This window comes from Pseudomonas sp. GG8, assembly GCF_052976945.1.
Window position 1 is genome coordinate 1,794,440 of the sequence record NZ_JBRIIP010000001.1, and the last position, 10,847, is coordinate 1,805,286.

Sequence of the window (10,847 nt, forward strand, 5' to 3'; positions counted from 1 at the left end):
TCATCAATGCTCAACTCGGACGAACAAGCCAATCGTACCCACAGCGTCGCAGCTGCGATCAACGAATTGGGCGCGGCGGCGCAGGAGATCGCGCGCAATGCGGCGCAAGCTTCCCGTCAGGCCAGCGATGCGCGGCAATTGGCCGGGGAAGGTCAGCAGGTGGTCGATAAAAGCATTCAGTCGATGAATCAGTTGTCCGAGATGCTCAGCGCCTCCAGCAGTAATATCGAGTCGCTCAACAGCAAAACCGTGAACATCGGGCAGATTCTCGAAGTGATCACCAGCATTTCTCAACAAACCAACCTGCTGGCGCTCAATGCGGCCATTGAAGCAGCGCGGGCAGGGGAAGCCGGACGTGGATTTGCGGTGGTGGCTGACGAGGTCCGCAACCTGGCTCATCGCACTCAGGAATCGGCCCAACAGGTGCAGAAAATGATCGACGAGCTGCAAGTCGGTGCCCGTGAATCGGTCAGCACGATGGCTGAAAGCCAGCGCCATAGTCAGGACAGCGTCGTCGTTGCCAACCTTGCGGGGGAGCGTTTGAGCAGCGTGAACCAACGCATCGGCGAAATCGACGGTATGAACCAGTCGGTCGCTACCGCTACCGAAGAACAGACCGCCGTTGTCGAGGCGATCAACATGGATATCACCGAGATCAACACGCTCAATCAGGAGGGGGTGGAAAACCTTCAGACAACGTTGCGCGCCTGCTCTGATCTGGAGCAACAGGCGGGTCGCCTTAAACAGTTGGTGGGCAGTTTCCGGATATAGGCTTTAGTCCTGATGCTGATTGTCATCAGAGTGACCGCTGGCAGCGGGCCTCTGATGACCCATTTAACCACCTACCCGGGTTGGATCAGCTCCGTATACTCACGAAGGGATTCTCAATGGGCTGGGTGTAAGCCAGGTTGGCCATCGCTGGAGCGTCCGGCTCTGGAAAATCCACGGTTGCCCAATGGCGGGCTACCGAGCATCGTTGACTTTGTGCTGCCGTGAGCGACATTGAAACCAAAGCATCTTCAGGGCGTGGTTGCGTGATGGGCACTCTGGCCTAAGCTTCAGGTCAGTGCAGCCGGATGCGCCTTGAGCTTGAGGCCGCACGGATGCAATTCTCAACGAACGATGCGTGGTATCGAAAAAGGAGATGCGTATGCTCATCCGGTCACTGATCCTTGCCATGCTATTCGCTAGCGTCGGTCCGGTGCTGGCTGCCGACAGCGATGCCCCCTTGACTCAGGATCGCGGACGATCCCGTCCGTTGATCATCATCGCCCCCAGTGCCGTGGACCCAACGCTGGTTAACCTGAAAAAAGCCCTGGAAGAGCCTGCCAACCGCGCGGCCTTCGCCGAACGCAACATGGTGCTCTACACCGTGGTCAACACCATCGGCCAGCGCAACGGCAAGGACCTGGACGCGCAAACTACCATGGCGCTGATCCGCGAACTGAAGCTGGGCGCCAGCGCCCAGGCCAAGGTCATTCTGGTGGGCAAGGACGGCGAGAAGAAGATCGAACACTCCGGCCCCATCGATCCAAAGGAGATTTTCAGCACTATCGACCAGCTGCCCGCGCAAGAAAAAGAGACCTCGGCACCGCCACCGCCACCTGCGCCCGAGGCCACGTCAACTCGTACGGGCAAGACGGGCAAGCCTGATAAGCCGGGTAAACCCGGCGTGCCACCCAAGGCGCTGGATGATTGAAAGGGCGAGAGGGTGGACGTTTATCCAGGTAGTTCAACCTCCACCCTGATCGAAACGGTCAGATCGCTTCAATGTAGTGGGCAAAGCGGGAGGTCCCCAGGATGTGAGGCAGCAGCGAGCCAAGGCGGGTGTTGAAGGCATAAACCGGCAGACCGCTCACCCTCCTCTCTCAATGCCCTGAATGGCGGCACACTCGTGGTGCTGGGCGAACGCTTCAGTGATGCGCTGGGCCAGGAGCCAGGCGGCATTTCCCCAGAGAAACTTGTCCAGGTCTGTGCAGGGGTCTGCTTTTGGATCATCGGCTTGACTGACGTCGTTCAAATGCACGTCTTCAGTGAAGGTCGGCATCTCCGGCACCGGACAGTTCTGCGCATCGTAAGGCGAGCGGGCCAGATAGCGCGGCACCACCATGGCGACGTAGCGCGAATTCTCGCTGTCACGGAACGCCAGCCAGTCCATGCACTCGATGCTCTCGAATATCGTTGATAACTCGCGTGGCCGGTCCAGGTCGTCAAAACACCGAACGGACCGCCACCCAAGGAGCTATCTCGATGCTTGGGCACCCGCGGGAACAACAGGCTTTGGTCGAAATCGACGGCGCTTTCCAGGTCAAGGCGCAGCTCTTCCTTGGTCACGTCAAGCAGGCGCAACGTCAGCAAAGGCCCCGACTCTGTATTCATGATCCGTTGGTGCAGTCCGCGCCATGATGCTTCAAGGGCTTACAGCGGTTTACTGTGAAGAATCAGATTGATCTGGGCATGGACCTGGTCACTGGAAAGATCCTGCAACTCAGGGACCTGGCTCAGGATTTTCTCCGGGCTGAAATCGCTGAAATCGCTGAACGTGCTGAAGGTCAGCTCGATATTCAGGGGTTCTACACGTCCGGATAGCGCGCTTTGGACGGTGAACGTGATTCGTTTCTGGAGGCTGGAGGCTGCCGAGCAAGACACTTGTGTGGTTCCTCTTGCCTGTGCCGTTGTGGAAAGCGGGGCGGGCGAGTCAAAACTGACCTACAGTCTCTTGGCTGTTGGCATCTTGCCATTTGATCGAACGTGGCGCTGCAAGGTCTCTTGGCATTGGCACTGGATGAGAGCTGTAGAGTCGGGACTTTGGCAACTGCCCACGCAGCCTTCCCTTACCTTAAAACAAGAGAATTGGCCCATGAAGTTCCAACCCTTTGCCAGATCGCTCATTGCGACGGCATTCGTTATTGGTTCCATCGGTGTACACGCGGCTTCGCAAGCCCCTGTTGCCGCAGAGAACGGCATGGTAGTCACGGCCCAGCATCTGGCCAGCCACGTCGGTGTCGATGTCCTCAAGGACGGCGGCAACGCGGTCGATGCGGCGGTGGCGGTCGGTTATGCGCTGGCGGTGGTCTATCCTGCGGCAGGCAACCTTGGCGGCGGCGGTTTCATGACCATCCAGTTGGCCGATGGCCGCAAGACCTTCCTCGATTTTCGCGAGAAGGCACCCATGGCGGCCACTGCGAACATGTACCTCGATAAGGATGGCAACGTCATCCCGAACCTGAGCACAAAGGGATACCTGGCAGTCGGCATCCCGGGCACCGTGTCAGGCATGGAGCTGGCGTTAAAGAAATACGGCACGATGAAGCGTGCCACGGTCATCGCGCCGGCAATCAAGTACGCCGAGGACGGCTTCGTGCTTGAGCAGGGTGACGTCGACCTGCTTGAAACCGCCACCGACGAGTTCAAGAAAGATATGCACGACTCAGGTTCGATCTTCCTGAGCAAAGGCGAGCCGATGCAGGTTGGCCAGAAATTGGTGCAAAAGGATTTGGCCAAGACGCTACGGGAAATTGCCGCCAAGGGTACCGACGGCTTCTACAAGGGCTGGGTTGCCGAGTCCATCGTGGCTTCAAGCCAGGCGGGCAAGGGCATCATCACCCAGGCCGACCTTGATAAGTATAAGACCCGCGAACTAGCGCCTATCGAGTGCGACTACCGTGGGTATCACGTCGTCTCGGCTCCGCCGCCGAGTTCGGGCGGTGTCGTTATTTGCGAGATCATGAATATCCTTGATGGCTACCCAATGCAAAGCCTTGGTTTCCATTCGGCTCAGGGGCTGCACTACCAGATTGAGGCCATGCGGCACGCCTATGTCGACCGCAACAGCTATCTGGGCGATCCCGACTTTGTCAAAAATCCGCTGACTCACCTGCTGGATAAAAATTATGCGGCGAAGCTCCGTGCTTCTATCAATCCGCAAAAAGCCGGTATTTCTCGCGATATCAAGCCGGGGGTGGCTCCTCACGAGGGCAACAACACCACGCACTATTCGATCGTAGACAAGTGGGGCAACGCAGTCTCGGTGACGTACACACTGAACGATTGGTTTGGTGCGGGGGTCATGGCCAGCAAGACCGGGGTCATCCTCAACGACGAGATGGACGACTTCACCTCCAAGGTGGGCGTTCCCAATATGTATGGTCTTGTACAAGGTGAGGCGAATGCTATCGCTCCAGGGAAAACACCCCTGTCTTCAATGAGTCCGACGATCGTCACCAAGGACGGAAAAACCGTGATGGTCGTCGGCACCCCAGGTGGTAGCCGCATTATCACGGCGACATTGCTGACAATGCTCAATGTGATCGACTACGGCATGAACATTCGGGAAGCGGTCGATGCCCCACGATTCCATCAGCAGTGGTTGCCGGAAGAGACCAATCTTGAAGCGTTCGCTGTCAGCCCTGATACCCAGAAAATTCTCGAAGGTTGGGGGCAGCAGTTCACCGGTCCACAGCCGTTCAACCATGTTGCGGCGATTTTAGTCGGAGCGCCTTCGCTCGGCGGAAAACCCGTCGGCAAGAACCGTTTCTATGGCGCGAATGATCCGCGGCAGGGCTCGGGACTTTCACTGGGCTATTAATGAGTGATGCGAAGCCCTGTTTCAGGGTTTCGCTGACCGGTGCAAGTACATGCCCGCATCCGACGCCGCGAATCAATCACGATGCGCGGTTTCCGGCATAGGAGTCCGAACATGACCCCCTCACTGCGGTTCTTCCTGAGGTTTTTTTGAAACCTTGAGCGTCCGCATGTTGTCGTAATACTCAATGAGTCCATACAGTTTCCAATGGTTCACATCAGGAGGTTTAGTCATGAATGCCCTGACGATCGAAGGCTGGTGCAAAATCAGCGGCGAGCAAAAGTCCACCCCTGTGGGGGAGATCCATTTTTACGTCAGTGGACCCGTCCATTTGCTTCTAGAGCAAGCCGAAGAGCACTTACAGAAGACCCACGAGCCTGAAGTCATGGTCGATGTCGATATGAGCTCGATCGACTTGATCCTCCCGGAGGGATACGGCCCTCTCTCCGATTGCCAATTGCGCGTCTATTTGAGTGACCAACGCGGTCAGTTCCATTTGGTCGGGCATCGGGCGAGTGATGGCAGCTTAATCTATACCAACGCGGTGATGGTTGATCAGCTGGGTTAGCCGTTCACGGGTCAGCTAAGCAGGCATTCCCCTGCCATCAATGAACTGGAGCGTGACCGACCTCCTGAGACTGCGAGTTCGGTGTGCAGATAAAGGTTGAGGCGACGTAGTACCGCCGTTCCACGGGGCTCATGTTCTCGCGGAGCTTGTCGTTGGCGTAAGATTCCACCCGCAGAATCGTACCGTCAGGCTTGAGTGACTGAAACCTGTTCGGCGGTGGTCGCGATCAATAAGTGTCATCCGCCTCTAAGCAATACGCAGTTGCTCTTCGTCGCTGCCTCGGCAGATCTGGCGCTTGCGCTGGGTGAGGTAGATTCAAGGAAAGAGGATCAGCGGTCATACGCAAGGCTCGGGAGGCTGCTATTCCTTCCCATGGGAGCAGTCGTTTCAGGCCTGCCAGGGTGTGGCCCGGGAACAGACGCGTGGCCGTGGTCGCGGCGCCAGCCAGGTGCGTGAAGAGAAGAACAGGTGCCAATCCCTATCAGGAGGTGGCAGATGCTATTCATTGTCAGTTGGTCAATCAGTCCCGAACGTCGTAATAGCGCGATTGAGCGTTTTCTCAAAACAGGAGCCGTTCCACCCGCAGGCGTGACCATGCTGGGACGCTGGCATGCCATAGGTCGCATGACGGGCGTTGGCGTCGCAGAAACCAGTGATCTTGCGCTGATGCAGAAATGGGTGCTTGAGTGGAGTGACCTCATGAGTATGGAGATTCACCCGGCACTGACCGATGAACAGGCTGCTCCGCTACTGGCAGCAGCGGTCAGCAAGCACTAGTTTCCGTCGAGAAAGCGTTGATAAAAAAGGGACACCCATTAGCCTTGAGTTGAGACCGGCTAATGGGTGTCCCTGTTTCAGGGCACCAGGCGCTTACGCGATAACAGGGCTGATTAGTGCCTCAGGTCCGGCCGTTATTGCGCGTTAGGCAACGCAACCCCTTTTGGCCACAGCAGCCAGATCTCGCCCTGCTGTTTCATGTTGCCTGCCAACTCACCGGCCTCGGTGCCGGTGCCCCAGAACAGATCGGCGCGAACTTCGCCGGCGATGGCGCCCCCCGTGTCCTGAGCGGCGACGGGCCGTACCACCGCGCTGCCATCAGGGCGTGTGGTGGAGAGCCAGAGCAGGCTGCCCAAGGGGATGACCTTGCGGTCGATCGCCACGCTGTAACCCGCCGTCAGCGGCACGTTCAATGAGCCGCGCGGGCCTTCATTGCTGTCAGGTCGTCGGCTGAAGAATACGTAGCTAGGGTTGCTCGCCAGTAACTCCGGAACCCGATCCGGGTTGGCACGGGCCCAGTCGTGGATCCGGCCCATGGTCACGTCTTCTTTTTTGAGTTGACCCTGCTCGACCAGCCAGCGGCCCACCGGCTTGTAGGGATGGCCGTTCTGGTCGGCGTAACCAATGCGCAATTGCTGACCGTTATCCAGTTGGATGCGGCCAGACCCCTGGATCTGCAGGAACTGCAGGTCCATTGGGTCGCTCAGCCACGCTAGCACAGGGGCGTTCACACCTTGGCGTGCAATGGTGGCTGCATCGTCATAGGGCTTGAGTGTTCGGCCTTCGAGGCGACCGCGCAGGCGTTTGCCTTTGAGTTCGGGGTAGAGGCTGTCCAGCGCCACCACCACCAGATCGTCGGGAACGCCGTGGACCGGCACTGCAGTTTCCTCGGTACGTTCGAGGCTGCCCCGATAGATAGGCTCGTAATACCCGGTGATCAGTCCGTGCTTGCTGCGGTCGGCCGAACGCAGGGCGTACACCTGCAGCTGTGTCTTGAGAAAATCGCGAATCGCGGTGGTGGTGGGTGGCACCTGAGTGGCTGCGCTGCACGGGCCTTTCCAGACGGGATCACTGGCCAGTCGTGCGCACGCTGAATACCAGGCGTTGAAACCAGCCTGCAGGTCGCTATCGCTGACGGCGGGCAGATCGTCCCAGTTGCCGATGACATAGGTGGCTGCCGCAGGTGGTTCTGTCTTTTGGGCGCCGCCATCGCAACCCGCCAGCAGGGCGATGAGGGGAGCCGCGCAGAGTAAAAGCCTGCGCCAGTGAAAACGGTGGTTAATCACGCAATGTGTTCCAGATGGACGATTCGAGGGCCGTAGCTTGGTGAAACCTGCCACTGGCGTCAAATCCAGTAGCCGGGCCCAATGGTGATCCTCATGTTTACGAGCCGACCCCGGCTGACGCTCAGGCCTTGAAAAAGGCTGACGTGGCGTTCGTCAGTGGTTTTCATCTCGAAGAGTGGCTTGATCGCCTGATCAACGCCTCCGAGTATCAAGGCGAGTCAGTGGTCCTGTCCACGAGCTCAAGACCCGCAGCATGGAAGAGGATGGGAAGCACGTCACCGACCCTCATGCCTGGAACAGTGCGGCCGCAGTCGTTGGTTCCCGGTTGGAAGAGGACAATGTCTGTGCCGATCGGAATTGCGCGTTCCAGCCTATTGCGCTCATCTTCTGTTGTGTCGCCACTTGAACCCTGATTTACGACATTTACATTAAAACCTTCTGTTCTCAATCGCCGCTCCAGTTGCGATGAGTATGCTTGGTCCCGACTGACAATTTTCCCTGCGGTCTGGCTAGCTCCAAACGCGACGATTTGAATCGGCTTGGACGCCATCTCTTATCAAATGAATATTCGCCCTCGTAAGCGATTTGGCTTCAAATACCCGATTGAAGTGATTACTGAGGTGATGGGTATGTATCATGCTGCACCGTCTTCAATTCAATAACCGTGTTGCACTCAGCTCCTGCAACCGCCGTAATTGAATATTTCAAATTTTTGTGGTTTTAACCGAATAAGGTTTTTTTGATTTTCTTGTAATTGCCAAGGGGCTGACGTTCGGCGTTTGACGAACGGGTAGGGGCGGTAAACACCCCGCGGCTATTCAATCGCCCCTTTACACTTTTACGCGCCATCTATTACGGGCGTGGAGATAGGCCGTCAAATCGTTATAGCCCAACTGGTCAGCAATCTCTGCTCGAGATTCTCCCTGCAATTCAAGATGCAATTCCAGTTCTGCGCGAACCTGATCAAGCAACTGCCGGAACGTCGTGCCTTGCTCTTCCAAGCGTCTACGTAATGTGCGCGGTGTCTGGTGAAGGGTCTCTGCCAGGTTTTCCAGAGTCGGGGGTTCACCTCGCGACATTGCCCGTCGCGCCCCAGCCGCCACCTTGGCGGCCCAGCCGCTGAAATTTCGATACACTGCAATTCGCCGGTCCAGTTCCTGAGTCAGCAGTTCCAGCATACCGTTATGCCGAGTCAGCATCGGAAGACCCAGGCTACGCGAATCAAAGTAAAAACAGTTAGCCGGGCAGTCAAACTCAATACGCTCTCCGAACGATTGCGCGTATTGCTTGTAATACGACGGACGCGAATGGGTGAATTTTGCCAGCACGGGACAAACTTCCTGGCCAGTTCCGCGTTGCAGTAGGGTTATATACATGGCGCCGTAGTGCTCGGTGAGATAGCGCCTCAGTTCACCCGGTGCGTCGATGCCCAGCTCTAACCCGAAGCCGTTTTCGTCATTCACTAACCTGACACTGTCTGTGTCCGATGCCAGCGGTGCGTAACGAGCCCAGTACTGCATTGAAGAGGCAACGTCTGGACTGTACAGGCACAGATAAGCCAGTACGTGCCAGTCCTGAGGTGTGAACAGTGTGAACAGCTTCATGCCAATGGCGGGGTCAATACGCGCCGCCTCACGCCATAGCTGATCCAGCTCCACCAAGCTGTAATCTGCACCTTTATGCTGGGCGTGGCTGTCGAGAAAACGCTCCAACACCTGGCCGAGCCTGCCGCGATGAAAACGCTGGTTCGAGCGATTGGCCGGTTCTAGCTCAATTCTGTCCGTTTCACGCATTGGAGGCGCCGTACTCCTGGTTTCTAATTATTTGGCATTGCCCGCAAGGGCCTAAATCGAGAGTGCCATGAATACAACAATGCTCGCCAGCAACCCAACCTTTATCGTCGCCGGAATTTTCCTTGCCTTCGTGTTAATAGAGCTTGCCTGCGAATCGTTTCGCCAATCGTCAAGCAGCAAACGTGACGTGCTGATTGAGGTCATCGGGTCTAGCATAATGGTAGCCATCACGTTCCCTTTGGTGATGTGGCTAAGCGGTTTGATCTTAAATCAGCTTTTGCCAAATATGAAAGACGCGTTGGCCGGGATCCCGTGGATTGCCGGATTTGTGTTGTTTGTGCTGCTGGATGACATGACCCAGTATTGGTGGCACCGCCTGACTCACCGCGTCCCCGCGCTATATGCCCTGCATCGCGCTCACCACTCAGCACCTTACATGAGTATTCGCATCGTCTATCGTAATAACAGTTTTTACTATCTACTGATGCCGGGCATCTGGCTGTCCGGTATGCTAATTTATCTTGGTCTCGCACCGGTTTATTACGTTTATTTGATCTTGAAAATGACCGTGATTTTTGCGGCGCACAGCAGTGTCGCCTGGGACGATAAACTTTACCGCATTCCTGCTTTGCGGCCTCTTGTCTGGATAATGGAGCGCACCTTCTCTACGCCATCCACTCATTCTGCACATCACGGTTTGACGGCTGAGGATGGCGTCACGCATTACAAAGGTAATTTTGGCAATATGTTGTTTCTTTGGGATGTACTGTTCGGGACGGCAAAGATTACGCGCCGTCGTCCACCGGCTTATGGTATCGAGCACTTGTCGCCGATCAGTTGGAAAGAGGAATTATTCTGGCCAGTTGTTCGATCCCGCTGCGTGGCACCGACTGTGACTGCTGAGCAGAAGGTGGCACGATGAGTAGTCATATCGTTCTGCTGTCTGGATCGAATAGATCAGACAGTCAATCGGTCAAGGTCGCCAACTATCTGCGCGACCGATTAGAAAGACTCGAACTTTGCGAGTCAATAAACTTAATAGACTTAGCATCAAGCCGGCTACCACCCTGGCCGGAGAAAGACACTGATAACGTCTGGAGCAAACAGCAGTCAATTCTTAAAAAAGCAACAGCGCTGGTCGTCATCAGTCCGGAGTGGAACGGCATGGCTTGCCCAGCCTTAAAAAATTTCTTCCTTTACGCCGGTCTCGCCGAATTGGGACATAAGCCAGCGCTATTGGTGGGGGTTTCGGCCGGATTAGGGGGCGCCTATCCTATCGCTGAGTTACGTGGGTCCAGTTATAAAAATTGCCGGATCACCTACCTCCCGGAACAACTGATCGTCAGGCAAGTTGAAAGTATGCTGAACAATGGAGAACCTCAAGACGAAAATGACATTCGCCTTCGGGCGCGTGCCGATTGGGCTTTGCATATGCTGTGTTGCTACGATAAAACGTTGCAAACAGTGCGTAACGATATCGATATGTATCAGCCGGACTTCTCCAATGGTATGTAATTCATAAAAACCTCCACCCCAATACAATGCGCAGTCAATCAATTATATGGGGCGTAGCACTCAAACTATGCCCCTGAGGAGACACTGAATAATTCACCTGCTCGCACTTTTTACCGGCGTTCAGGTCACATACCCCCTCTTTGCGAAACAAAGAGGGGGGCGCTGGGTGGTCGCTTAAGGCGTAAACACTAACCCGCTCGATTGACCTGCATGGGTTGATTGATTAATCACTGATAGTCATATGCTGAATGGGTAGCTGGCTTCCAAGAAAATTCATTATCTCGCTAATGCGTTTTTCTCGATCTTTATTAAGTATGTCCCCG

Annotated in this window: 10 protein-coding genes and 5 pseudogenes; 9 read left to right on the forward strand and 6 right to left on the reverse strand. The window is 55.9% G+C overall.

Annotated features, from left to right (window positions below; all coding sequences use genetic code 11):
• Nucleotides 1-6 precede the first annotated feature (6 nt).
• Together ACVBEG_RS08785 and ACVBEG_RS08790 are read left to right on the forward strand one after the other, a co-directional pair.
• On the forward strand, nt 7-771 hold the full coding sequence (locus tag ACVBEG_RS08785) for a methyl-accepting chemotaxis protein (protein ID WP_407074629.1): 765 nt from the start codon (nt 7-9) through the stop codon (nt 769-771).
• Nucleotides 772-1,150: 379 nt separating this feature from the next.
• Nucleotides 1,151-1,699 (forward strand): DUF4174 domain-containing protein, encoded by a 549-nt coding sequence (locus ACVBEG_RS08790; protein WP_323569190.1) that lies wholly within the window; start codon nt 1,151-1,153, stop codon nt 1,697-1,699.
• Between the two features lie 156 nt (nt 1,700-1,855).
• Here ACVBEG_RS08790 and ACVBEG_RS08795 read toward each other — a convergent pair.
• Both ACVBEG_RS08795 and ACVBEG_RS08800 read right to left on the reverse strand, forming a co-directional pair.
• Nucleotides 1,856-2,379: pseudogene (locus ACVBEG_RS08795) on the reverse strand (type VI secretion system contractile sheath domain-containing protein).
• A gap of 39 nt (nt 2,380-2,418) precedes the next feature.
• Nucleotides 2,419-2,649: a type VI secretion system contractile sheath small subunit gene (locus ACVBEG_RS08800; protein ID WP_447107584.1), complete on the reverse strand. Its 231-nt coding sequence runs from the start codon at nt 2,647-2,649 to the stop codon at nt 2,419-2,421.
• 211 nt (nt 2,650-2,860) lie between these two features.
• Between ACVBEG_RS08800 and ggt the strand changes: the two genes are divergently transcribed.
• Both ggt and ACVBEG_RS08810 read left to right on the forward strand, forming a co-directional pair.
• Nucleotides 2,861-4,588 (forward strand): gamma-glutamyltransferase, encoded by a 1,728-nt coding sequence (gene ggt / locus ACVBEG_RS08805; protein WP_447107585.1) that lies wholly within the window; start codon nt 2,861-2,863, stop codon nt 4,586-4,588.
• A gap of 229 nt (nt 4,589-4,817) precedes the next feature.
• Entirely contained in the window at nt 4,818-5,153 is a 336-nt protein-coding gene (locus ACVBEG_RS08810; protein ID WP_322179617.1) for a hypothetical protein, read from the forward strand.
• A 55-nt stretch (nt 5,154-5,208) separates the two neighbouring features.
• Here the strand turns inward: ACVBEG_RS08810 and ACVBEG_RS08815 are convergent.
• Nucleotides 5,209-5,358: pseudogene (locus tag ACVBEG_RS08815) on the reverse strand (SAM-dependent methyltransferase); the annotation flags it as partial.
• Nucleotides 5,359-5,648: 290 nt separating this feature from the next.
• Between ACVBEG_RS08815 and ACVBEG_RS08820 the strand changes: the two are divergent.
• Nucleotides 5,649-5,930 carry a DUF3303 domain-containing protein gene (locus ACVBEG_RS08820; protein ID WP_322179616.1) on the forward strand — a complete coding sequence of 94 codons (282 nt, stop codon included), beginning with the start codon at nt 5,649-5,651 and terminating at the stop codon, nt 5,928-5,930.
• A gap of 134 nt (nt 5,931-6,064) precedes the next feature.
• Here the strand turns inward: ACVBEG_RS08820 and mltA are convergent, their stop codons facing one another.
• Nucleotides 6,065-7,213: a murein transglycosylase A gene (gene mltA, locus ACVBEG_RS08825; protein WP_322182728.1), complete on the reverse strand. Its 1,149-nt coding sequence runs from the start codon at nt 7,211-7,213 to the stop codon at nt 6,065-6,067.
• Nucleotides 7,214-7,290: 77 nt separating this feature from the next.
• Between mltA and ACVBEG_RS08830 the strand changes: the two are divergent.
• Nucleotides 7,291-7,523: pseudogene (locus ACVBEG_RS08830) on the forward strand (metal ABC transporter solute-binding protein, Zn/Mn family); the annotation flags it as partial.
• Between the two features lie 39 nt (nt 7,524-7,562).
• On the opposite strand, the pseudogene ACVBEG_RS08835 reads toward ACVBEG_RS08830, so the two are convergent.
• Nucleotides 7,563-7,766: pseudogene (locus ACVBEG_RS08835) on the reverse strand (SGNH/GDSL hydrolase family protein); the annotation flags it as partial.
• On the opposite strand from ACVBEG_RS08835, the pseudogene ACVBEG_RS08840 reads away from it, so the two are divergent.
• Nucleotides 7,756-7,878 (forward strand): annotated as a pseudogene (locus tag ACVBEG_RS08840) (IS30 family transposase); the annotation flags it as partial. The pseudogenes ACVBEG_RS08835 and ACVBEG_RS08840 overlap by 11 nt on opposite strands.
• A gap of 168 nt (nt 7,879-8,046) precedes the next feature.
• Here the strand turns inward: ACVBEG_RS08840 and ACVBEG_RS08845 are convergent.
• Nucleotides 8,047-9,009, reverse strand: coding sequence for an AraC family transcriptional regulator ligand-binding domain-containing protein (locus tag ACVBEG_RS08845; RefSeq protein WP_322179615.1), 963 nt, complete (start codon nt 9,007-9,009; stop codon nt 8,047-8,049).
• Nucleotides 9,010-9,076: 67 nt separating this feature from the next.
• Between ACVBEG_RS08845 and ACVBEG_RS08850 the strand changes: the two genes are divergently transcribed.
• Together ACVBEG_RS08850 and ACVBEG_RS08855 are read left to right on the forward strand one after the other, a co-directional pair.
• Complete coding sequence (locus ACVBEG_RS08850) at nt 9,077-9,931, forward strand: sterol desaturase family protein (RefSeq protein WP_322179614.1); 855 nt, start codon at nt 9,077-9,079, stop codon at nt 9,929-9,931.
• Entirely contained in the window at nt 9,928-10,524 is a 597-nt protein-coding gene (locus ACVBEG_RS08855; protein ID WP_322179613.1) for an NADPH-dependent FMN reductase, read from the forward strand. The genes ACVBEG_RS08850 and ACVBEG_RS08855 overlap by 4 nt, the downstream gene beginning before the upstream one ends.
• Nucleotides 10,525-10,847: the final 323 nt, after the last annotated feature.